The 21,389-nt window shown below is 63.2% G+C and carries 18 protein-coding genes, 2 tRNA genes, 2 rRNA genes and 1 pseudogene (1 of these 23 running past the window's edge); 14 read left to right on the forward strand and 9 right to left on the reverse strand.

Annotated elements, in window-relative coordinates; all coding sequences use genetic code 11:
- The 3 genes from AC1ME3_RS06810 to AC1ME3_RS06820 form a co-directional block, all read left to right on the forward strand.
- Window positions 1-1,982 (forward strand): 23S ribosomal RNA (locus AC1ME3_RS06810) (it extends 814 nt beyond the left edge of the window).
- A gap of 223 nt (window positions 1,983-2,205) precedes the next feature.
- Window positions 2,206-2,320: ribosomal RNA gene (rrf, locus tag AC1ME3_RS06815) — 5S ribosomal RNA — on the forward strand.
- Between the two features lie 87 nt (window positions 2,321-2,407).
- Window positions 2,408-2,484 (forward strand) — tRNA-Met (locus tag AC1ME3_RS06820).
- On the opposite strand, the gene AC1ME3_RS06825 is transcribed toward AC1ME3_RS06820, so the two are convergent.
- Window positions 2,441-3,496: a recombinase zinc beta ribbon domain-containing protein gene (locus AC1ME3_RS06825; RefSeq protein WP_480955781.1), complete on the reverse strand. Its 1,056-nt coding sequence runs from the start codon at window positions 3,494-3,496 to the stop codon at window positions 2,441-2,443. The two genes, AC1ME3_RS06820 and AC1ME3_RS06825, sit on opposite strands and share 44 nt — an antisense overlap.
- Window positions 3,497-3,557: 61 nt before the next feature.
- Between AC1ME3_RS06825 and AC1ME3_RS06830 the strand changes: the two are divergent.
- Window positions 3,558-4,682: pseudogene (locus AC1ME3_RS06830) on the forward strand (IS3 family transposase).
- A 290-nt stretch (window positions 4,683-4,972) separates the two neighbouring features.
- Window positions 4,973-5,686 carry a GIN domain-containing protein gene (locus AC1ME3_RS06835; protein ID WP_480955782.1) on the forward strand — a complete coding sequence of 238 codons (714 nt, stop codon included), beginning with the start codon at window positions 4,973-4,975 and terminating at the stop codon, window positions 5,684-5,686.
- Window positions 5,687-5,814: 128 nt separating this feature from the next.
- Here AC1ME3_RS06835 and AC1ME3_RS06840 read toward each other — a convergent pair whose 3' ends face one another.
- Both AC1ME3_RS06840 and mgtE read right to left on the reverse strand, forming a co-directional pair.
- A complete protein-coding gene (locus tag AC1ME3_RS06840) occupies window positions 5,815-6,219 on the reverse strand; it encodes a DUF1489 family protein (RefSeq protein ID WP_480955373.1) in 405 nt (134 codons plus the stop codon).
- A gap of 31 nt (window positions 6,220-6,250) precedes the next feature.
- The gene (gene mgtE / locus AC1ME3_RS06845; RefSeq protein ID WP_480955374.1) at window positions 6,251-7,660 is read right to left on the reverse strand and encodes a magnesium transporter; all 1,410 of its coding nucleotides are present in this window, start codon (window positions 7,658-7,660) and stop codon (window positions 6,251-6,253) included.
- Window positions 7,661-7,768: 108 nt separating this feature from the next.
- On the opposite strand from mgtE, the gene AC1ME3_RS06850 reads away from it, so the two are divergent.
- Entirely contained in the window at window positions 7,769-8,227 is a 459-nt protein-coding gene (locus AC1ME3_RS06850; RefSeq protein WP_480955375.1) for a peptidylprolyl isomerase, read from the forward strand.
- 231 nt (window positions 8,228-8,458) lie between these two features.
- Here the strand turns inward: AC1ME3_RS06850 and AC1ME3_RS06855 are convergent, their stop codons facing one another.
- Window positions 8,459-9,343: a LysR substrate-binding domain-containing protein gene (locus tag AC1ME3_RS06855; RefSeq protein ID WP_056487937.1), complete on the reverse strand. Its 885-nt coding sequence runs from the start codon at window positions 9,341-9,343 to the stop codon at window positions 8,459-8,461.
- A gap of 265 nt (window positions 9,344-9,608) precedes the next feature.
- Here AC1ME3_RS06855 and AC1ME3_RS06860 point away from each other — a divergent pair, with 265 nt between their 5' ends.
- The 3 genes from AC1ME3_RS06860 to AC1ME3_RS06870 all read left to right on the forward strand — a co-directional run bounded on the left by AC1ME3_RS06860 (window position 9,609) and on the right by AC1ME3_RS06870 (window position 13,038).
- Window positions 9,609-11,882, forward strand: coding sequence for a CDC48 family AAA ATPase (locus AC1ME3_RS06860; protein WP_480955376.1), 2,274 nt, complete (start codon window positions 9,609-9,611; stop codon window positions 11,880-11,882).
- Between the two features lie 101 nt (window positions 11,883-11,983).
- Window positions 11,984-12,448: a nuclear transport factor 2 family protein gene (locus AC1ME3_RS06865; RefSeq protein WP_480955377.1), complete on the forward strand. Its 465-nt coding sequence runs from the start codon at window positions 11,984-11,986 to the stop codon at window positions 12,446-12,448.
- Window positions 12,391-13,038: a TetR/AcrR family transcriptional regulator gene (locus AC1ME3_RS06870; RefSeq protein ID WP_480955378.1), complete on the forward strand. Its 648-nt coding sequence runs from the start codon at window positions 12,391-12,393 to the stop codon at window positions 13,036-13,038. Before AC1ME3_RS06865 ends, AC1ME3_RS06870 begins: the two co-directional genes overlap by 58 nt.
- A 15-nt stretch (window positions 13,039-13,053) precedes the next feature.
- Here AC1ME3_RS06870 and AC1ME3_RS06875 read toward each other — a convergent pair whose 3' ends face one another.
- Both AC1ME3_RS06875 and AC1ME3_RS06880 read right to left on the reverse strand, forming a co-directional pair.
- Complete coding sequence (locus tag AC1ME3_RS06875; RefSeq protein ID WP_480955379.1) at window positions 13,054-14,379, reverse strand: MFS transporter; 1,326 nt, start codon at window positions 14,377-14,379, stop codon at window positions 13,054-13,056.
- Window positions 14,376-14,699 carry an antibiotic biosynthesis monooxygenase gene (locus AC1ME3_RS06880; RefSeq protein WP_480955380.1) on the reverse strand — a complete coding sequence of 108 codons (324 nt, stop codon included), beginning with the start codon at window positions 14,697-14,699 and terminating at the stop codon, window positions 14,376-14,378. Before AC1ME3_RS06880 ends, AC1ME3_RS06875 begins: the two co-directional genes overlap by 4 nt.
- A 181-nt stretch (window positions 14,700-14,880) precedes the next feature.
- Between AC1ME3_RS06880 and AC1ME3_RS06885 the strand changes: the two genes are divergently transcribed.
- Window positions 14,881-15,495 (forward strand): class I SAM-dependent methyltransferase, encoded by a 615-nt coding sequence (locus tag AC1ME3_RS06885; protein ID WP_136188766.1) that lies wholly within the window; start codon window positions 14,881-14,883, stop codon window positions 15,493-15,495.
- 284 nt (window positions 15,496-15,779) lie between these two features.
- On the opposite strand, the gene AC1ME3_RS06890 is transcribed toward AC1ME3_RS06885, so the two are convergent.
- On the reverse strand, window positions 15,780-16,940 hold the full coding sequence (locus tag AC1ME3_RS06890; RefSeq protein WP_480955381.1) for a phospholipase D-like domain-containing protein: 1,161 nt from the start codon (window positions 16,938-16,940) through the stop codon (window positions 15,780-15,782).
- 118 nt (window positions 16,941-17,058) lie between these two features.
- Between AC1ME3_RS06890 and rpoZ the strand changes: the two genes are divergently transcribed.
- Window positions 17,059-17,403, forward strand: a complete 345-nt coding sequence (gene rpoZ, locus AC1ME3_RS06895) for a DNA-directed RNA polymerase subunit omega (protein WP_055882033.1) — start codon at window positions 17,059-17,061, stop codon at window positions 17,401-17,403.
- Window positions 17,404-17,812: 409 nt separating this feature from the next.
- On the opposite strand, the gene AC1ME3_RS06900 is transcribed toward rpoZ, so the two are convergent.
- Together AC1ME3_RS06900 and AC1ME3_RS06905 are read right to left on the reverse strand one after the other, a co-directional pair.
- Complete coding sequence (locus AC1ME3_RS06900; RefSeq protein ID WP_093398175.1) at window positions 17,813-18,484, reverse strand: RlmE family RNA methyltransferase; 672 nt, start codon at window positions 18,482-18,484, stop codon at window positions 17,813-17,815.
- The gene (locus tag AC1ME3_RS06905; protein ID WP_480955382.1) at window positions 18,481-19,524 is read right to left on the reverse strand and encodes a Ppx/GppA phosphatase family protein; all 1,044 of its coding nucleotides are present in this window, start codon (window positions 19,522-19,524) and stop codon (window positions 18,481-18,483) included. The genes AC1ME3_RS06900 and AC1ME3_RS06905 overlap by 4 nt, the downstream gene beginning before the upstream one ends.
- A gap of 185 nt (window positions 19,525-19,709) precedes the next feature.
- On the opposite strand from AC1ME3_RS06905, the gene AC1ME3_RS06910 reads away from it, so the two are divergent.
- The 3 genes from AC1ME3_RS06910 (at window position 19,710) to AC1ME3_RS06920 (ending at window position 21,171) form a co-directional block, all read left to right on the forward strand.
- Window positions 19,710-19,783, forward strand: a tRNA-Gln gene (locus AC1ME3_RS06910).
- 339 nt (window positions 19,784-20,122) lie between these two features.
- Entirely contained in the window at window positions 20,123-20,578 is a 456-nt protein-coding gene (locus tag AC1ME3_RS06915) for an excisionase family DNA-binding protein (protein WP_480955383.1), read from the forward strand.
- 2 nt (window positions 20,579-20,580) lie between these two features.
- Complete coding sequence (locus AC1ME3_RS06920) at window positions 20,581-21,171, forward strand: PIN domain-containing protein (protein WP_480955384.1); 591 nt, start codon at window positions 20,581-20,583, stop codon at window positions 21,169-21,171.
- Window positions 21,172-21,389 lie beyond the last annotated feature (218 nt).

Raw genomic sequence — 21,389 nt, forward strand, 5'->3', positions numbered from 1 at the left:
AAGGCCAATCAAGCCGGGAAATAGCTGGTTCTCCGCGAAAACTATTGAGGTAGTGCCTCGCACGAACACCTTAGGGGGTAGAGCACTGGATGGGCTAGGGGGTCGCGAGATCTACCAAACCTAACCAAACTCCGAATACCTAAGAGTGATATGCGGGAGACAGACGGCGGGTGCTAAGGTCCGTCGTCAAAAGGGAAACAGCCCTGACCTACAGCTAAGGCCCCCAAATCGTATCTAAGTGGGAAAGCATGTGGGACTTCCAAAACAACCAGGAGGTTGGCTTAGAAGCAGCCATCCTTTAAAGAAAGCGTAACAGCTCACTGGTCTAAACAAGAGGTCCTGCGGCGAAGATGTAACGGGGCTCAAGATACGTGCCGAAGCTTAGGGTGTGCCACTTATGTGGTACGCGGTAGCGGAGCGTTCCGTAAGCCTGTGAAGCGATCTGGTAATGGGTCGTGGAGGTATCGGAAGTGCGAATGCAGACATGAGTAGCGATAAAGAGGGTGAGATGCCCTCTCGCCGAAAGACCAAGGGTTCCTGCGCAAGGCTAATCCGCGCAGGGTGAGCCGGCCCCTAAGACGAGCCCGAAGGGGGTAGTCGATGGGAACCACGTTAATATTCGTGGGCCTGGTGGTGTGTGACGGATCATGTGTGTTGTCATCCCTTATCGGATTGGGATGGCTTCGAAATGGTTCCAGGAAATAGCCCCACCGTATAGACCGTACCCGAAACCGACACAGGTGGTCAGGTAGAGTATACCAAGGCGCTTGAGAGAAGTGTCCTGAAGGAACTCGGCAAATTGCCTCCGTACCTTCGGAAGAAGGAGGCCCTCACTATGCGCAAGCACTTTGAGGGGGCACAGGCCAGGGGGTAGCGACTGTTTAGCAAAAACACAGGGCTCTGCTAAGTCGGCTTCAAGACGACGTATAGGGCCTGACGCCTGCCCGGTGCCTGAAGGTTAAGTGGAGGGGTGCAAGCTCTGAAATGAAGCCCAGGTAAACGGCGGCCGTAACTATAACGGTCCTAAGGTAGCGAAATTCCTTGTCGGGTAAGTTCCGACCTGCACGAATGGCGTAACGACTTCCCCACTGTCTCCAGGACATGCTCAGCGAAATTGAATTCTCCGTGAAGATGCGGAGTACCCGCGGTTAGACGGAAAGACCCCGTGCACCTTTACTGCAGCTTCAGAGTGGCATTAGGAAGAAACTGTGTAGCATAGGTGGGAGGCTTTGAAGCATCGGCGCCAGCTGGTGTGGAGCCATAGGTGAAATACCACCCTGTTTGTTTCTGATGTCTAACCTCGTTCCGTAAGCCGGAACAGGGACCCTCTGTGGCGGGTAGTTTGACTGGGGCGGTCGCCTCCTAAAGAGTAACGGAGGCGCGCAATGGTGGGCTCAGGACGGTCGGAAACCGTCTGTTAGAGTGCAATGGCATAAGCCCGCCTGACTGCGAGACTGACAAGTCGAGCAGAGACGAAAGTCGGTCATAGTGATCCGGTGGTCCCTCGTGGAAGGGCCATCGCTCAACGGATAAAAGGTACGCCGGGGATAACAGGCTGATAACCCCCAAGAGCTCATATCGACGGGGTTGTTTGGCACCTCGATGTCGGCTCATCACATCCTGGGGCTGGAGCAGGTCCCAAGGGTTTGGCTGTTCGCCAATTAAAGTGGTACGTGAGCTGGGTTCAGAACGTCGCGAGACAGTTTGGTCCCTATCTGCCGTGGGCGTCGAAATTTGAGAGGAGTTGACCCTAGTACGAGAGGACCGGGTTGAACATACCTCTGGTGTACCAGTCGTTCCGCCAGGAGCGCAGCTGGGTAGCTATGTATGGACGGGATAACCGCTGAAAGCATCTAAGCGGGAAGCCTCCCTCGAGATAAGATTTCATAGAGCCGTCGGAGACCACGACGTTGATAGATCGGATGTAGAAGTGCGGTAACGCATGGAGCTAACCGATACTAATTGCTCTATTCGCGCTTGAGAGTCTCACACCATCAATGACAACACTGGGTTCGCCCAGTTAGCCATTCGATAGTGCGGATGATTAAGACGACGCCAGATTGCCAATCCCCTCGCCGTCGAGGGATTGGTCACAAATATCACTAACCTTGCACGGTATCGATTTTAAACCCTCAGGCTTCGCAGCAATGCGAAACCCTGAGGGACCCAGATATGACGCACACGCATGTCGCACCGGCTCCATTGCCTGGTGGCTATAGCGTCGGTGTCCCACCCGATCCCATTCCGAACTCGGCCGTGAAACCCGACTGCGCCAATGGTACTATCGCTCAAGCGATGGAAGAGTAGGTCGTCGCCAGGCATTGAAGCCCGTGCGACATGCAAAAACGCACCATATCAAAAACCCATTCACAATGACTTCTACCCAACGTTCCTAAACAGGAACCGTCGCGGGGTGGAGCAGCCCGGTAGCTCGTCAGGCTCATAACCTGAAGGTCACAGGTTCAAATCCTGTCCCCGCAACCATCTTGATTTGCAACACCTCCTCGGTCACTCCCGCGGAGGCTTTTTGCGTTTCCGCTCCGGCACATAGCGACAGCATCGACGCAAGCTCGCCGTGCAGGTCGATGGCGAGATTGCCGTCTTCCGGCGTCAGCACCACCGCCTCGATAAGCGCGCGTAACCGTTCGAACGCCTGCGCCTTCAGCGCGTCGTCCTCAAACGCTGCGGTGAGCTGTTCGACCTTCTCACGGTACACCCGGCTCAGGTCCGGGGTAAGCCGCCCGGGCTCCGGGGAAACCGTCTCTGTGGTCTCGTGTTCGGCAAGTTCCAGTTCGGCGAGCAGGACCTTGCGCCGCTCGGTCCAGATCTTCATCTCGCCCACGAACACCGTCGCATCCACGCCTTTGAGGATAGCCGCCTTGGCGCGCGAGAGCTGGTGATCGAGATTGACCAGTTCGGCTTCCCGCTCGGGGCGGGCGCTGACCGTTTCCGCCGTCAGGCGCCGGGTCTCTGCCTCATATTCGCTGAGGAACGCTGCAACGACGTCGTCACGCAGCATCTCGCTCGACAGACCCGCCAGCACGCGCGCGTCGAGTTCGTCCTGGCGGATCGTCAGCCGGTTGTCGCACCAGGTGGGGCCCTTCTTGGCGGCGCCCTGGCAGCCGAACCGGGTCTTGCCCGATTTCGCATAGCTCGCCCCGCAGCTGCCGCAGGTCATCTTGCCGGTCAACAGATACCGCGGGCGTTGCTGTGCGAAGAAGGGCAGGCCAGCCATCTCGGTATGCGATTTCGCCCCGCGGGATAGCGTAGCCTGGCGGGATTTGACCCGATCCCACAGTTCGACGGGCACGATGCCGAGGGCCGGGGACTCGACGTCATCGGATCGTTTGTCTTCCGGATTGACGAAGGCATGGCGTTTTCCCGTTTCCGGGTTCTTGCGATACGTCTGCTTGCCGTATGGCCGTCGGCCGACATACAGCGGGTTGTTGAGGATGCCGGTGCCGCGTGCGGCAGAGGTGGTTCGGAAAATCTGCACAGTGGGGACAAGTGGATTGCCGATCTGACAGCGGCCATGCTGGCCGCGAGGAGGAGGCAAGATGAGCAAGCGACCACGCCGGAACCACAGCCCGGCGTTCAGGGCGAAGGTGGCACTGGCCGCCGTGAAGGGCGAGAAGACGCTGGCCGAGCTGGTGCAGCAGTATGACGTGCATCCCAACCTTATCAATCGATGGCGGGCGCGGTTGCTGGAGGGCGCCGCGGACGTGTTCGGCGCCGAGCCGGCAGCGGCCGAGCCGGCAGTCGATGTGACGGTGCTGCACGCCAAGATCGGCGAGCTGACGCTGGCGAACGATTTTTGGCCGGGGCGCTCGGGAAGGCCGGTCTGTTGCCGAGCGCAAAGCGATGATCGACCGCGGTCATGCGCTGCCGCTGGGTGTCCAGGCGCGGCAGCTCGGGATCAGTCGCAGCAGCATCTACTACCTGCCGCGGCCGGTGTCGGACAGCGATCTGACGATCATGCGGCGGATCGACGAGCTGCATCTGCTGTACCCGTTCGCCGGCAGCCGGATGCTGCGCGATCTGCTCCGGCAGGAGGGCGTGAGCGTTGGCCGGCTGCATGTCGCGACGCTGATGAAGCGGATCGGGCTGGAGGCGTTCTACCGACGCCCGAACACGTCGAAGCCCGCGCCAGGGCACAAGATCCCTACCTGCTGCGCAAGCTGGCGGTGACCCGGCCCAACCAGGTCTGGGCTACCGACATTACCTACATCCCGATGGCGCGCGGTTTCGTCTACCTCGTCGCCATCGTCGACTGGTTCACCCGGCGGGTGTTGGCGTGGCGGGTGTCGATCTCGCTCGATGCCGAGTTCTGCATCGAGGCGCTGGAGGAGGCACTGGCCCGCTATGGCAAGCCGACCATCTTCAACAGCGATCAGGGCTCGCAATTTACGAGCACCGCGTTCACCGCCGTCCTCCTGCGTGAGAAGATCGCCATCAGCATGGACGGGAAAGGCTGCTGGCGCGACAACGTGTTCGTGGAGCGCCTCTGGCGCTCGGTGAAATGCGAGGAGGTGTATCTCAACGTCTACGCCTCGGTCCCCGAGGCTCGCGCCGGCATCGGCCGCTACATCGGGTTCTACAACGCCGTCAGGCCGCACTCCGCGCTTGGCGACTGTACGCCCGGCCAGCTATACTCCGCACAGCCGCTTCTCGTAGCGGCATGATCGACCAGCGGCAGTCCACTTATCCAAGCTGCGAGCCTGTTCAGACAAGCCGAGCCACTTCTCTATACCAGCGAACTTGTCACAATTTAAACAGGCCACGCATCCTAATGCGACGCGGCCGTTACCATACTGCAAACGCCACTTCATCTATCCGCACTGCCCGCGAAGAGGTCAGCAGGCAGACGGCGGGTTGCAAACACAAAAAGCATTTTCGAACGCTCCCAGAATATCGCTCGTCAACGCAGGCCATTGCGAAGGCGCCCGTTAGCAGCGAGGGATACAGTATGAAAATGCTGTGTATTTTGGTGTTGCTCTTGTGTTCTGCCGCGGGGGCTGGTCAGGGACCCGTAGCGAGCCGGACGGTGTCAGTCAGTAGTTTCGATCATATCCGCGTCCAAGGGCCGTTCCTGGTTCGCGTCACCATAGGCCCACCGCGGGCAAAGATTACGGGACCACTGGCAGACGATGGGATCGTGGTCCGGGTCGATGGCATGACGCTTTCAGTCCGCAAAGATGCCGGCGGTTGGGGCGAACGGGCACGGGAGAACAGCTCGAGTCCGAGCGTCGTCACGCTATCTACCCCCTGGTTGATCTCGGCGAGCGTCGCAGCCGGCGGGCAATTGACGATCGAGAGGATGCGCGGGATGCGAACAGACGTGACGGTGAGTGGCAGTGGCAGTCTCACATTGGTTGCGGCGGAGACGGATCAATTGAATGCGATAATGATCGGAACGGGTCGTATGAGCCTTGCGGGCAAGGCTGGACGGGCACGGTTGGTAGCGAGTGGAGCTGGAACGATTGATGCGTCGGCGTTGGATGTGAAGGACCTGGCGGTTCATCTTGACGGCGTTGGTGAGGTCAGGGGAGCAGCGCGCTATACGGCACAAGTGACCAACAGTGGGTTGGGAACAGTAACGATCGTCGGCAACGCGAAATGCCGTGTGGATGCTGTGGCCGGAGGGCCGGTGACGTGCGGCAAGTCGGAGGCTGTGGCTGGGCCGTAACCAATCCTACCCCGTTAAGCGTGCCTGATGCTCTGGGGGCCTTCTGTCAGCCCTGTTACGCAGTCGGCGTGCCAGGTTTATGCCTAGGTAAAAGCTAGAGCTTCTCTCAAACCAGCTTGTGTACCTGACTAAATGAGCGCCAGCTCCGCCAGTTTCGTCATCAGCGCCGGCGGCATCACGTCCAACCCGGTCGCATCGCCACCCAGATCGAGCGGCGCATCCGCATCCTCAAGATACCGCCACCCCTGGTGCGCGCGCTTAGGCCGCGCTTGAACCAGCACCAGCTTGGGATCGATGTGGATCGCGACGCGACCCTCTTCAGCTTCGCCAAATCCGAGGATCGGCGAGCGGGCAATCAGCTGATGCTTAAGGATCCAGAACATCGAACCCTGACCAGCGACCTCCTCATGCCGCTTGGGCAGGTAGCGCGTGGTGAGGAACACCGGCCCCTCCTCGCCGCGCAGCCGGAGCCGCTCGGCGAGGTGGTCGACGCTTTCCGCGCCGAACGCGACTTTGGTGAGGTGGAGCGGCATAGCGTTGGAAATGGGCGTTAATACCGGACGATCAACCGTGCAGACCCCACAAAGACGCGAGCCCGAGGAACGAGAAGAATCCCATCGTGTCGGTCATCGTCGTCACGAACACGGCGGACGACACCGCCGGATCGATCCGGAACTTGTCGAGCGTCACCGGCACCAGCACGCCACTCAGCCCCGCCGTGATATTATTCGCCAGCATCGCCGCCGCAATCACCAGCGACAGGTCGGTATTGCGGAAGATAACATACGTCCCAAGTCCGATCAGTGCGCCCAGCATGACGCCATTGGCGGCGGCGATGCGGAACTCGCGGCCGATCATCCGCGCGGTATTCGAACTCGTAAGCTGGTTCGTCGCCAACGCTCGCACCACCACGGCCAGCGTCTGCGTGCCGGCATTGCCGCCCATCCCGGAAACGATCGGCATCAGCACAGCGAGCAATGCAAAGCTCGCAATCGTCCCCTGGAACAGACCCACGACGGACGACGCGACCATCGCGGTACCGAGATTGACCACCAGCCACGTGAACCGCGTGCGCACCGTCAGCCGGATCGGCTCGTTGATGTCGCCGTCGCCGGCGCCTGCCAGGCGCAGCGTATCCTCGCCTGCCTCTTCGGAGATGATGTGGACGATGTCGTCGACCGTGATCATGCCGACCAGCCGGCCGCCATGATCGACCACCGCAGCCGAGATCAGCGCGTATTTCTGGAAGCGCAGCGCGACTTCCTCCTGGTCCATGTCGACCGGGATCAGCGTCTGCTCGCGCTTCATCACGTCGGCGATCGCGATCCCGCGCGGTGTCCGCAACATCCACGACAGCTGGCAGGTGCCGATCGGCTTGTGCGCGGGGTCGACGACGAAGATCTCCCAGAAATCGGTCGTCAGCTCCTCATGGCCGCGCAGGTAATCGATCGCGTCGCCGACGGTCCACTGCTCGGGCACCGCGATCAGCTCGCGCTGCATGAGGCGACCGGCGGACTCCTCGGCGTAGCTCAGTGCCTCCTCGATCGCCGCGCGATCATCGGGATCGAGCGCGCGCAGCACCGCGCGCTGCTCGTCCTCGTCCATGTCCTCGATGATCGCGACGGCATCGTCGGTATCGAGTTCGGACGCGAGGTCGGCAACCTGGTGCGGCTCGAGCGCATCGATCAGATCCTCGCGGACGTAATCGTTCATCTCGGCGAACACGTCGCCGTCGAGCAGGTCGGTGACCGCACGGGCCAGCGCGGCGCGATCCTGTTGCGGGGTCAGCTCGAACAGATCGGCGATGTCGGCCGGGTGCAACGGCTCGACCAGCGTCCGCGCCGCCTCATCGTCGCCATCCTCCACCGCATCGAGCACCGCCCGCACGAATTCGGGCCGCAAATGATCGTCGCGGTCGAGCTGGTTTTCGGGCTGGGTGTCGGTTTCGACCTCGGGAAGCTCGAGTTCGCTCATGGCTGCCTCCCTTAAAAGATGCGCGGTTGGGCCCTAACCCGGTGCGCGTGCATTTGCCAGTCGGAGTGCGGCTCCCTATCTGCCGCGCATCAATTCAGGAGAACATGAATGGCTGACACCCCCGAAACGCTGACGCTGACCCTCGATGGCGGCGACGTCACGATCAAGCTGCGTCCCGATCTCGCGCCCAAGCATGTCGAGCGGATCGTCGAGCTGGCGAACGAAGGCTTCTATGATGGCGTTCCCTTCCACCGCGTGATCCCAGGCTTCATGGCGCAGGGCGGTGACGGCGGTCGCGGCGACGGCACCGGCGGGTCGAGCAAGCCCAACCTCAAGGCGGAATTCTCGGCTGAGCCGCACGTCCGCGGCGTGTGCTCGATGGCGCGCACCAACCAGCCCGACACGGCGAACTCGCAGTTCTTCATCGTGTTCGACGACGCGCGCTTCCTCGACAAGCAGTACACCGTCTGGGGTGAAGTCACCGACGGCATGGACCTGATCGACGCGCTGCCGAAAGGCGAGCCCCCGCGTTCGCCGGGCAAGATCGTCAAGGCACGCGCTAGCTGAAGACTGCACCGGCGCAGCGAAGCTGCGCCGGAGACAGCCAAAGCCGGCCGGCGGAGCACAGCTCCGTCCGACGGCGCGGCTTTGCCGCGACGCGCTTGAGTTGGGGTGACGGGGTTACCAACCACCTCCGTCACCCCGGACAAGTTGCGAGGTCCATCGTTCCGCATTCTTACGACCATCGAGCTTGTGGAACCGTGGATGCCGGAAGGAGCCCGGCATGACGGTTGATGCTCAGACCTCCGCCACCGTCCGTATCAGCCAGTCATGAAACAGCTTGACCGGCTTGGTCTGCAACGCCCGCGGGCGACAAACGAACCAGTAGCTATACGGGCTCTCCACCTCGATATCGAACAGCCGCACCAGTCGCGGATCGTTCGCATCCTCGAAATGGCTCGCATGCATGAACGCGACGCCGAGCCCCTGCGCGGCAGCCTCCAGCATCAGCGCCCCCGAATCGAAATGATCGATCGCCAGCGGCTCGATATCGTCGAGCCCTGCCGCCGTCCGCCATGCGGTGAACGTATCCGTCATGTCCCGGTGGACCAGCGCCGTCAGCGTCGACAGCTGTTCGGGTCGCGTGACCGGGTCCGCGCGCTCCAGCAAACTCCGCGCGCCGATCACATAGACCGAGTTCCGATCGAGCCGCCGCGCGTAGAACGCCGGATCGATCTCGCGCGACAGGGCGATCACCGCGTCGAGCCCATCGCCGAGCCGCGACACCAGATGCGCCGCGGTATCGATATCGAGATGCAGCTCGGGATGCGACGTCCGTAGCTCGCCCAACCGAGGGAACAGCTTCTGAGACGCATAGAGCGGTAGGATCCCGAGACGCAGCCGCAACACTTCGGTCGTGCTGGTCAGCGATTCGACCGCGTCCGACAGCGAATCGAGCACCGGTGCGATCTGTGCCAGCAACCGTTCGCCATCCGCATTCAGCACCATCGCCTGATGCCGCCGCGCGAACAGCGGCTTGGCAATGAACCGCTCCAGGCTTTGCACGCGCCGGCTGAGCGCAGGCGCGGATAGCGCCAGATCCTCGGCGGCGGCCTTGATCGACCCCAGCCGCGCGACCTGCACGAACGCCTCGATAGCCCCCAATGGCGGCAGCCTGCGCATGATTCCTCTTTCGACTCGACGAGTGTGACAACGACCGCTGGACGCATTCATGCATGCGATTGCAGTTAGCGCAATCGTAGCTGATCCCTTCGCACTTGCAACACGAACCGTCTCGACGCAAAAAGACCTCGCCTTTCAGGCATCCTCTCCTAAAAACTTTCATGGGCTGGCCTTCATTGGCCGGCCCTTTTTTTGTGTTTTCAACCCCTGACAAGGCTGGAACCGGCCCCCTATCTCGGACGCTACGAGATCGAATGGAGTCGACATGGCCGATAGCGAAATCCCCACGCGGAAAATTCAGGTCGCCAACGCGCGTCCCGAAGACAGCGGCCGCGGCCTGGCGCACCTGCCGCGCGCGCTGATGGCGACGCTTGGCATCGGCGAAGGCGACGTGATCGAGATACTCGGCAAGCAGAACACGCCCGCGCGCGCCGTCGGGCCCTATCCGGAAGACGAGGGTCTCGACATCCTCCGCCTCGATGGCCTCCAGCGCGCGAACGCTGGCGTAGGCTCGGGCGACTTCGTCGAGGTGCGGAAAGCCGAGTCGAAGCCGGCGACGCGCGTCGTCTTCGCGCCAGCGCAGCAGAACCTCCGCCTCCAGGGTTCGACCAACGCACTCAAGCGCACCTTCCTCGGCCGGCCGATCTGCCAGGGCGATATCGTCGCGACCGCGGGGCATCAGCGCGTCGGCAACATGCCGCCGGGCGTCCAGCAGTTCATGAACGCGCCGGCCTACGCGCTCCAGGAGATTCGCCTCGCGGTGATCGCCGCCAGCCCCAAGGGCGTGGTGCACATCGACGAGAACACCGAGATCGAACTCCGCTCCGAATATGAGGAGCCGCAGGCCGCACGCCGCGCCGACGTCACCTACGACGACATCGGTGGCATGGCGCAGACGATCGACCAGCTGCGCGAGATGGTCGAGCTGCCGCTGCGTTACCCCGAGTTGTTCCAGCGACTCGGCGTCGATCCACCCAAGGGCGTATTGCTCCACGGTCCTCCCGGCACCGGCAAGACGCGCCTCGCGCGCGCCGTCGCCAACGAATCCGACGCACAGTTCTTCCTGATCAACGGCCCCGAGATCATGGGCTCGGCCTATGGCGAGTCTGAATCACGCCTCCGCGAAGTGTTCGAGGAAGCCGCGAAGGCAGCGCCCTCGATCGTCTTCATCGACGAGATCGATTCGATCGCGCCGAAGCGTGGCCAGGTTTCGGGCGAGGCGGAAAAGCGTCTCGTCGCGCAGTTGCTGACGTTGATGGACGGCATCGAATCGCGCGCGAACCTCGTCGTTATCGCCGCCACCAACCGCCCCGAGGCGATCGACGAAGCGCTCCGTCGTCCAGGCCGGTTCGACCGTGAGATCGTCGTCGGCGTGCCGGACGAACGTGGCCGTCGCGAGATTCTTGGTATCCACACCCGTGGCATGCCGCTCGGTGACCGTGTCGACCTCGATGAGCTGTCGCGCACCACCTACGGCTTCGTCGGCGCCGATCTCGCCGCGCTGACCCGCGAGGCGGCGATCGAGGCGGTCCGCCGGATCATGCCCAAGCTCAATCTCGAGGAGCGGACGATCCCGCCCGAGGTGCTCGACGAATTGTCGGTCACGCGCGAGGATTTCCTGGGCGCGCTCAAACGCGTCCAGCCCTCGGCGATGCGCGAAGTCATGGTGCAGGCACCGACCGTGCGCTGGGCTGATGTCGGCGGGCTCGACGATGCGCAGATGCGGCTGAAGGAGGGTGTCGAACTCCCGCTCAAGAACCCCGACGCGTTCCGCCGTCTCGGCATCCGGCCTGCCAAGGGCTTCCTGCTCTACGGCCCCCCCGGCACCGGCAAGACGTTGCTGGCGAAGGCGGTCGCGCGCGAGGCGGAGGCGAACTTTATCGCCACCAAATCGTCCGACCTGCTTAGCAAATGGTACGGCGAAAGCGAACAGCAGATCGCCCGCCTGTTCCAGCGCGCACGCCAGGTCGCGCCGTGCGTGATCTTCATCGACGAACTCGATTCGCTGGTGCCTGCGCGTGGCAGCGGCGCCGGTGAGCCGCAGGTGACCGAACGTGTGGTGAACACGATCCTTGCCGAGATGGACGGGCTGGAGGAGTTGCAGTCGGTCGTCGTGATCGGCGCGACCAACCGGCCCAACCTGATCGACCCGGCGTTGCTGCGTCCCGGCCGGTTCGACGAACTCGTCTATGTCGGCGTGCCCGACAAGGCCGGCCGCCGCCGCATCCTCGGCATCCAGACCGAGAAGATGCCGCTCGCGTCCGACGTCGATCTCGACCGTCTCGCGGACCGTACCGACCGTTTCTCGGGCGCGGACCTGGAGGACGTCGTCCGCCGCGCCGGCCTGGTGGCGTTGCGCCGCTCGATCGACTCTACCGACGTGACGATGGCCGACTTCGAAGGCGCGCTGAAGGAGTCGCGCGCCAGCGTGACCCCGGAAACCGAACGCGAATACGAACAGATGGCCGCCCGCCTGAAGCAGGATGCGACAGCCATCCAGCCCCTCGGCTTCGCGTTCCCCAACAAGTCGGACGACTGACCTTCGCTTCCCACCCGGTTTCCCCCGGGTGGGACGATGAGCGTTGCACGCGGTACGATCAACTTGTACCATTCGGTACAAGTTGATCGATAGGTGCCGCCATGTCCCGACCGCCACTGCCTCCGTTTACGCATGAGACCGCAGCGCAGAAGGCGCGCATGGCGGAGGATGCGTGGAACAGCCGCGATCCCGGCAAGGTGTCGTTGGCCTACACGCCCGACAGCGTCTGGCGGAACCGGGCCGAGTTCCTGACCGGCCGCGACGCGATCGTCGCTTTCCTGACGCGCAAATGGGCAGCGGAACTCGATTATCGCCTCATCAAGGAAGTCTGGGCGCATGGTGGCAACAGGATCGCGGTGCGGTTCGCCTATGAATGGCGCAACGACGCCGGCGACTGGTTCCGCTCCTATGGCAACGAGAATTGGGAGTTCGACGACGCCGGGTTGATGGCGCGCCGCATCGCCTCGATCAACGACTGCGCGATCGCGGAAGGCGACCGCAAGTTCCATTGGCCGCTCGGCCGTCGCCCCGACGATCATCCCTCGCTAAGCGATCTCGGCCTCTGACCGCGAAGCGCGTCCTGACCGATCGCGCCGACGCCCTGCCGGCACTGGCCGAGGCATTCCGCGAACATGGCTTCGAGGGCGCCAGCCTGTCGGCGCTCTCGAAGGCGACCGGGCTCGGCAAGGGCAGCCTGTACAACTTCTTTCCCGGCGGGAAGGCGGAGATGATGGCCGCCGTCCTCGGCGAGATAGACGATTGGTTCGTCACGACGATCTTCGTGCCGCTGGAGAAGGCGAGCGATCCGGCCTCGGCGATCACCGCCATGATCGAGGACGTGACGGCGTATTTCCAGTCCGGGGGCAGGGTCTGCCTCGTTGGCTGGCTCGGTCTGGGCGCCTCGGGCGATGCTTTCGCAGTCCGGATCAGCGGGTATTTCTCCCGCTGGATATCGGCCTTGACGCACAGCCTCGAAGCGAGCGCTATCCCGTCACCGCTGGCCCTGCGTCTCGCCGAAGACACGGTCGCCGGAATTCAGGGCGCGATCGTCCTGGCGCGCGCGTTGGGTGAGGATGCCGCGTTCGTGCGCATCGTCCGTCGGTTGGAAGGGATTTTGCTCGACGCAGTGGCATGTCATGGCAGGTCCGATTCGTAACCGGCCTGATCCAGTCTAAGCATCTTTTGCATCACGCAGCGAAACCCAGGCATAGCCAATCATCACGACGCAGGCCGCACCCGCGACGAGATACGGTAGCGAGTGCTGCGCTTCGTACAGGCCGACGCCGATCGATGGTCCGAGCACGAAGCTCGCGCCGTTGATCGACGTCACCTTGCCCGCGACCGAGCCTTGCGCGTTCGCCCCGACAGCCAGCGAGGATCCCGCCGTGAACCCCGGTCGCGTGAAGCCGAAGCCGAGGCTCGCCAGCGCGTAGGCCGTGGCGATCGTGTAGAGCGATGTCGCGATCCCGGTAAGCGCGGTCCCGACGGCCGCGAGCACGAGGCCGGTCAGCACGAGTTGCCGCGGGGTCATGTTCAATCGCGGAATGATGCCCCATTGCGCGAGCAGCGCGGCGCCGGCGCCCATCATCAGGACGATGCCGGTCGGCTCCAGTGCGAGTGCGGGCGCCAAGTGGAGGCGGTCGATCACGAGGAAACCGATCGCCTGCCCCGTCATCGCCTGCGCGTGGCCCATCACCAGCCCGGCGATCATCCAAGCGCGGATCCGGGGATCGGTGTAGCCGACATGTTCGACATGCGATCCGGTCGCGGCGGCGACCGAAGCGCCGGTCGGCGCGCCGCCGATCGAGGGATAGGCGGAACTCGCGCCGTGCGTCTCGTGCGGGGCGACGATCTTGTCGTCGGGCAGCATCCGCCGCACCGTGATCCAAACCGCCACCCCGAACACCGCGAACAGGAACGCGGGGCCCGCCAAGCCGATCTCGACTCCACCGATCGAGCCGAGGATCAGGTATGGCGCGATCGCCGGCCCCAATATCGTGCCGAGCCCGAATGCCGAGGCGAGCAACGTCAGCGCCTTGGTCCGCTCTTCCCGCGTCGTCTCGCCGGCCACGAGCGCCTGAACCGCCGGTGGCGCAGCCGCACCGAACGTGCCGTAGATCAGCCGTCCACCGATGAAGCACAGGAACGCGGTCGTGCCGCCGATCCAGGCGTTGATCCCGGCCAGCAGGAACACGCCGCACAAGGTCAGCGAAACGCTGAACCCGCCGACGCCGAGCAGGATCATCGCGCGCCGGCCGTGCTTGTCAGACCGGTTCGCCCAGAACGGCGCGGCGATCACCCACAGCAGAGCGGAGACCGAGAACGCCGCCGCGACCGCGCTATCGGCCACCCCGAGCGACCGCCCGAGTGCCGGCAGCACCGATTGCAGTGCTGTATTCCCCGCGGCGATCGTCAGCATCACGAGGAACATCAGCGCGAAGCGCCGATCAATTTTCGGGCCGTCGATCTTCGGGCCTTCGGTCGCGGAACCTGTCATGGCCGTTGCCACTCATAGGCGCGCTCGATCCGCGCGACGTTGACCGAATAGCTATCGTACCAGTTCACCCGCCCGCGTTCGCGAATCGCTGTGTGCTCGGGATGGTCGCGCCAGGCGATCGCCGCAGCGTCGTCTGCCCAATAACTGACGGTGATCCCCATACCGCCCGCCTCGCGCGCGCTGTCGACGCCGCGATAGCCAGGCTGAGCCGCGGCTAGCGCGTCCATCGCCATGGCGGCCTCGCCATAACCGGCGGCGTCCGTATCGTTACGGATCGACACGAAAATAACAGCAATCTGTCCCACCCGATCGTCGTTCATGATCCGTGCTTAAGCGATGCCGTACGCTTGGCAAAGCTGCCAGAACCACTTGGCGCAGCACGACTTCCGCTTCGGTTCGTCGCCCGATGCAACCTGCGGCCCTTGAAACGCGTTCGGAATTCGTGCGACGGGAGGGCCAAAGCCTCGCCAGCGCGCGGGACCCCTGACCGTAAGGAACGCGATGCCCAGTTCGACCACCGCCACCCGGCGTGCACGCAGCCGACCAGCCGGCGTGCCGTCCCCGTGGCAGATGTTCTTTTCAGGGTTCCTGAAACACCCGGTGATGGTCGGGTCGATCGTGCCGTCATCGGACAAGCTGATCCGCAAGATGCTCGGTCCGGTCGACTGGGCGAACTGCAAGCTGTTCGTCGAATATGGCCCAGGCGTCGGCACGTTCTGTCGTCCGATCCTCGACCGGATGGCGTCCGATGCCAAGCTGGTGGTGATCGATACGAACCCCGAATTTATCCAGTATCTGCGCCACACGATCACCGACCCACGCTTCTTCGCGGTGCTGGGGTCGGCGGACGAGGTCGAGACGATCGTCGCCGACCACGGCTTCGAGAAGGCGGACTACGTGTTGTCGGGGCTTCCTTTTTCGACATTGCCGCCCGGCGTCGGCCCCGCGATCGCGACCGCGACGCATTCTGTGCTGCGGACCGGCGGTGCGTTCCTGGTCTATCAGTTCTCGCCCAAGGTGAAGGACTTCCTGACCCCGCATTTTGAGTCGATTGATCACGACATGGAGTGGTGGAACGTGCCGCCGGCGCAGCTGTATTGGGCGTGGAAGGACTGACGCAGGCGCGGCCACGCCCGCGTTGATGCGCAAGCAAAGCGCCGCGCAGCTTCAGGCCCGGACGGCGGGTCGGCTAAGATAGCCGACCGGTCCGACGGCGGCTTTGCCGTCGGCGCTGGTTTTACTCCGAGCCAGGTAAACGGAAATCTCGTCCAAATCCCCTCGGTCATCCTGACGAAGTCAGGACCCAGAGCCAATAAGGATGGCGTTCTCGACCCTGGGTCCTGACTTTCGTCAGGATGACGGAAGAGGATAGATGCTCCAAGCCCTTGGCCCCCGACCCCCTACTCGTCGATCCCGAAGTTCAGCCCGCGCGACAAACTCGGGTCGACCACCGCCACCACGAAATACGCCCCGAGTTGCTTCAATCGCCGCACCCACCCGGTGTTCGCCTGGTATAGTTCCTTGGTAACCTCGGTCGACTTGGCCACCTCGCCGTCGATATACCTCCGGACATGCGCTGCGAACGCCGCATCCTGGATCCGCAGCATCAGTTCGAGATTGATGAACAGGCTGCGCATGTCGAAGTTCGCGGAGCCGATATGGACGGCGTCGTCGATCACGTAGAGCTTCGTATGCAGCTTGGTCGGCTGGTATTCGAACAGTCGCACGCCCTTGCGCAACAGGCCGGCATAAGTGAATCGCGCGGCGGCGATCGTCGCGTTGTTGTCCGATTTGCTGGCCGTGACCACCCGGACCTCGGCCTGCCGCCGCCCGGCCTTATCGAGCCGACGCAGCAGCGCGGGGCTAGGCGTGAAATACCCGGCGATGATGTCGATCCGCCGCCCGCGTCGCATGTCGTCGCGCACCGCTCGTGCCCAGGGCGACAGTTTCCGCGTCGGTCCACCGATCAGCCAGCGGGTCGCGCCCTTGGTTTCGCTCCAGTGCGACAGCGCCGCGTTCAGATGACGCAGCTTGCCCTTGGGTTCATGGATCCAGTCCTTCAGCGCATCGAAATAGCCGGCCAGCCGTCCCGCCGCCGGACCCTCGACCAGCAATCCCAAGTCACGCCACGCCTGCTCTGCGGCAGTCCCGAAATAATCGTCCTCGATGTTGAAGCCGCCGATGATGATCCGCGTTTCGTCGGCGAGTGCGAGCTTCTGGTGGTTGCGGAGCAGGTAGCGGCGGCCGAACCTTGCGGAGAACCGGCACACCGACACGTTCGCGGCTTCGAGCGGCTCGAAGAAGGCGTGCGGGGCATCGTCGCTGCCGAAGCCGTCGACGATCAGCGCGACGTCGACCCCGCGCTTGGCTGCGGCAATGAGCGCGGCGTTGACGCGCTTGCCGGACTCGTCGTCGGCGTAGATGTAGTAGAGTATGCGCAGGGTTCGCTCGGCGCCGTCGATCAGCGCGAGCACCGCGTCGAGGCGGCGGGGGCCGGTGTCGAGCAGCGTCATCTGGTTGCCGTCGACGGTGAAAGTCGGCTGTGCTGCAAGATCGTCCATGGCATGCGTGATGGACATGGGGGAAGCCGGAGGCAAGCCGCGGCGCATTTCTTGACTTTGCGGGCCATGCCCCCTAGGCGACGTATTCTCATTCTATCGTTGTTACGAAGGAAGCCGCATGGCGCGCGTTACCGTCGAGGATTGTGTCGACAAGATCCCCAACCGGTTCGACCTGGTGTTGTTCGCGGCCCAGCGTGCGCGCCAGATCTCGGGCGGCGCCGAACTGACGCTCGACCGCGACCGCGACAAGAACCCGGTCGTCGCGTTGCGCGAGATCGCCGACGAGAACGTCAAGCCGGCGCATCTCAAGGAACAGGTCATCCAGGGCCTGCAGAAGGTTCGTGTCGACGATGACGACGAAGTCGATGCCGTCGGCAGCCTAGCCGCTTCGGCCGAGGCTCTGCGGCTTACGGCTGCTGCGCCGCCGCGGAACCAGAATCTCGGGGCGGACTACGAGGGTTGAGGCGGGGGATTAGCGAAAACTAATCCGCGGCTTGGCTGAAACCCCGGCCGGCGGGCATAGCCGACCGACGACGCGGCTTTGCCGCGGCGCGAAATAGAAAAGCCCGCAGACCCAAGAGGTCCGCGGGCTTTTTCTTTATACCTTCTCCCTGAAGGGGAGAGGGAAGGGGCGCGCGGCACTTGCCGTGGGATGGGTGAGGGCACGTGCTTGAGGCAGATCGCCGACCCACGCCCTCTCCTTGTTCTCCCGCGAAGGCGGGAGCCCAGTCTGGATCCCCGCCTTCGCGGCGGTGCAGTCTCAGCCGCGACGCTTTGGTATAACCCTTAAGCAGGGCGCCACGGCTAAGCCGCGTCGTCAGTCGTTGCTGCGCAACGCTAGCCGGGCTTTCGACTGGTCCAAAATAGCAGCGCTATTTCGGGTCTCGGCCTTTAAACCCCTGCGCTACCACGAACCACTCGACCGACCCCTTCCGGCTCGCCGGCGGTTTCGCATGCTTCACCGTCTTGAAGTTCCGCTTCATCTCCGCAACCAGTTCGGAATCCGCACCCCCGGCAAACACCTTCGACACGAACGTTCCACCCGGCTCCAGCACCTCGCAGGCAAAGTGCAGCGCGGTCTCGACCAGCGCCATCGTCCGCAAAGCATCGGTCTGCGGATGCCCGACCGTGTTCGCCGCCATGTCCGACAGCACGAGGTCCGGTGCGCCACCCAGCGCCTCGATCAACTTGCCCGGGGCTGCATCGTCGAGGAAATCCATCTCGAAGATCGTCACGCCCTCGATCGGATCGACCGGCAACAGATCGATGCCCACGACCGTCGCCTTGGGGATCCGCCGCCGGATTACCTGCGCCCAGCCACCCGGCGCGAGGCCTAGATCGACCACGCGCTTCGAGCCGCGGATAAGCTCGAACCGCTCGTCGAGCTCGATCAGCTTGTACGCCGCCCGGCTGCGATAGCCGTCGGCCTTCGCACGCTTCACATACGGATCATTAAGCTGTCGCTCGAGCCAGCGGGTCGACTGCGCGGTTCGCTTGCGCGCGGTGAGGACGCGGACATGCCCGCCGGAACCGCCGCGGCTCATGCCGCCGCTCCCGCGGCTTTGCCGGGCTTGGGCGAGCCCATCAAGCCGCGCAAAATACCCTCGCGAATGCCGCGGTCGGCGATGCCGAGTCTTTCGGCGGGCCATAGATCCATGATCGTCTCCAGAATGGCACAGCCCGCGACCACCAGGTCGGCGCGCTCGTTGCCGATGCACGGCAGCTTGGCGCGCTCCGTGATCGACATATGGGAAAGGTCGGCGCTGATCTTGCGCATCGCCGAGGCGGGCACGATCAGCCCGTCGACCACCGAGCGGTCGTAATGGCTGAGCCCGAGATGCACGCTGCCGAGTGTCGTCACCGTGCCACTGGTGCCAAGCAACCGCGGCCGCTCGATATGCCGGGGTAGGCGTGCGGCGAACCCCGCGAAACTATCCGCGACCAAGCTTCGCATCTTCGCATACGCCGCGCGTCGGCCTTCTTCGCCTTCGCCACCGCCCGCATGCTCGGTCAGCGAGACCACGCCCCACGGCGCTGAATGCCAGTCGAGCACGGTCGGGACCGGCGTCGAGGTATCGACGAGCACGAGCTCGGTAGACCCGCCGCCGATATCGAACACGAGTGCGGGATCCTCCCCCGGCTCGATCAACGCATGGCAACCGAGCACCGCCAGCCGCGCCTCTTCCTCGGCGGAAATGATGTCGAGGTGGATTCCCGTCTCGGCGAGCGCGCGGGCGATGAAGGCGGGGCCGTTCGACGCCTGCCGACACGCCTCCGTCGCTACCGATCGCGCCAGCGTGACGTTGCGCCGCTGCAACTTGTCCGAACACACGCGCAGTGCGGAGATCGTCCGCTCGATCGCCGCATCGCTGAGCTTGCCAGTCGAGGCCAATCCCTCGCCCAGCCGGACGATCCGCGAGAACGCATCGATCACCGCGAAGCCGCCAGCCTGCGGTCGCGCGATCAGCAATCTGCAATTGTTGGTGCCGAGATCCAGCGCGGCAAACGCCTGCGCATCGGCCCACCGCCCACGAGAGGGCCGGGTCGCCGCCGGACGGGCAGGACCATCCTGCCGGAACGGCATTCGGGCGGAAACATCCCCCATCGCCGTAAAACTCGCTATCTATGTCTGCCGCCGCGGGAAAATACCCGCCCGGTGCTTGGATGCGAATGTAGCGCGGCGGCGCGATTACGCAAGCGAAGTGGCGGGACGGCATCATCTTGGCGTTGACAGCCTCGGCGGCCACCCGTAGAGCCCGCCCTCGCTGATGCCCCGTCGTCTAATGGTAAGACTGCGGTTTCTGATACCGCCTATTGAGGTTCGAATCCTCACGGGGCATCCAGCGCTTTCCCGCTCAAGCGGTTGCGATGGCAAACCATCGCCTGCGTCAGACTTTGGCGCTTCCACATCGATACTTGTTTTGTGGCTTCGTAGATTGCGGATGTGCGAGAAATCTGCCGTCTAGGAATTGGCTGGCCGGCAAACCCATGGGGTCTTGGCGCAGACGGATACTGTCGGAGGCTTACGAACAAAGCGTCGCTTTCCCTGCGACAGTAACATCGAAACCAGAACCAGCGCCAATATTCGCTTCACCGGATGGGAACTACCAGCCCGTTTCGTCTATTTCGCCTATTGCGTTTATTTCGAATATGGCCTAGTAGATTTGCAACGGAGACGCCCCATGACCATGCCAGCGTTTGCCGAAGAGCTCGGCAGTCGCCTGCCTTCCGCGGTTGAGAAGGCGGCGGCAAATCAACTGCGCCAGATTTTAGCGTCGCAAGCCGCGGGCGATGCGACGCTCAGGGTTCTAGACGACAACAAGAAACCAATAGAGGTCACGCTTACGCCCGGCCTATCGAAACTCCTTATGGAGTTGCTTCGCCATGTCGGGCGGGGGGACGCGGTAACCCTGGTGCCCGTCAGCCAGATGCTGACCACGCAGCAGGCAGCCGACATCCTGAACGTCTCTCGCCCTTTTCTGATCTCGTTGCTCGAGAAGGATCAGATCACGTTCGACACGGTAGGGCGACATCGTCGCATCAAGGCGGAGGACCTGTTCGCGTACAAGCGCGCCAGGGATGACAAGCGCGGCAACGCATTGTCGGCTCTGGCCGAAATGGATGGGGAGTCCCTTTAGGCTTGTTCGCCAACCGGTACACCGCGTTCATCGACGCTTGTACGTTGGCGGGCACGCTGAAGCGTAACCTTTTACTGACTCTCGCCGAGGCCGAATTTTTCCGCGTGCGCTGGTCCGTCAAGGTGATGGACGAGACCGAAGCTGCGATCTCGAAAATACTCATGGCAAAGGCTGTCGATGACGCGGCCGAACGAGGAAAGCGCGCTCGCCGATATATGGAAGCCGCGTTCGAGGACGCGATCGTCGTGGACTACGACGTATTTCTATCGGCGTGTGCAGGACTGCCCGATCCCGACGATGCACATGTCGTGGCGGCTGCACTGAAGACACAGGCTGCGACCATCGTCACGGAAAATTTGAAAGATTTTCCTGAAGCAATTCTCAGTACGTTGAATATGGAAGCACGATCGGCTGATCAGTTTATCGCCGACACCATCGCATTGGATACCGGCCGCGCTGTCGCTGCTATTCGAAAAATGCGCGAGAGGTTCAAAAAGCCTGAAAAGACGGCCGAGGCCATGCTTCTTGAGATGGAGGCCGACGGATTGACCGAGACCGTGGACGTCCTGCGCACGCACGTTCTATCGCTGTAGGGGTGGCGCGTCAAAACGGATGTCTTTCGTTCGAGTTTACGGCGTGCTGCATTCTTCCTCGAGATTAAGCATGCGCTGGTTTAACTTGTGGGGATAAGCAAGACCCAGTGCGTGGGCGTCAACAGTTGCGGCACCAGTAAGCGGTGGCCATCGGCGTGACGTGTTCGACTTGGGCTCGATTACCACTCGGTGCCAGTCCCATGGGCAGGCAGGGACTC

This window comes from Sphingomonas sp. BL2, from assembly GCF_056680015.1.

Coding starts and splice junctions, on each gene's coding strand:
- AC1ME3_RS06855 (WP_056487937.1), bottom strand. CDS start 9,343: ATGCGCAGGCTGCCGCCATTGGGGGCTATCGAGGCGTTCGTGCAGGTC.
- AC1ME3_RS06890 (WP_480955381.1), bottom strand. CDS start 16,940: ATGGACGATCTTGCAGCACAGCCGACTTTCACCGTCGACGGCAACCAG.
- AC1ME3_RS06915 (WP_480955383.1), top strand. CDS start 20,123: ATGACCATGCCAGCGTTTGCCGAAGAGCTCGGCAGTCGCCTGCCTTCC.
- AC1ME3_RS06850 (WP_480955375.1), top strand. CDS start 7,769: ATGGCTGACACCCCCGAAACGCTGACGCTGACCCTCGATGGCGGCGAC.
- AC1ME3_RS06905 (WP_480955382.1), bottom strand. CDS start 19,524: ATGCCGTTCCGGCAGGATGGTCCTGCCCGTCCGGCGGCGACCCGGCCC.
- AC1ME3_RS06835 (WP_480955782.1), top strand. CDS start 4,973: ATGCTGTGTATTTTGGTGTTGCTCTTGTGTTCTGCCGCGGGGGCTGGT.
- AC1ME3_RS06860 (WP_480955376.1), top strand. CDS start 9,609: ATGGCCGATAGCGAAATCCCCACGCGGAAAATTCAGGTCGCCAACGCG.
- AC1ME3_RS06885 (WP_136188766.1), top strand. CDS start 14,881: ATGCCCAGTTCGACCACCGCCACCCGGCGTGCACGCAGCCGACCAGCC.
- AC1ME3_RS06865 (WP_480955377.1), top strand. CDS start 11,984: ATGTCCCGACCGCCACTGCCTCCGTTTACGCATGAGACCGCAGCGCAG.
- AC1ME3_RS06880 (WP_480955380.1), bottom strand. CDS start 14,699: ATGAACGACGATCGGGTGGGACAGATTGCTGTTATTTTCGTGTCGATC.
- AC1ME3_RS06875 (WP_480955379.1), bottom strand. CDS start 14,379: ATGACAGGTTCCGCGACCGAAGGCCCGAAGATCGACGGCCCGAAAATT.
- mgtE (WP_480955374.1), bottom strand. CDS start 7,660: ATGAGCGAACTCGAGCTTCCCGAGGTCGAAACCGACACCCAGCCCGAA.
- AC1ME3_RS06900 (WP_093398175.1), bottom strand. CDS start 18,484: ATGAGCCGCGGCGGTTCCGGCGGGCATGTCCGCGTCCTCACCGCGCGC.
- AC1ME3_RS06840 (WP_480955373.1), bottom strand. CDS start 6,219: ATGCCGCTCCACCTCACCAAAGTCGCGTTCGGCGCGGAAAGCGTCGAC.
- rpoZ (WP_055882033.1), top strand. CDS start 17,059: ATGGCGCGCGTTACCGTCGAGGATTGTGTCGACAAGATCCCCAACCGG.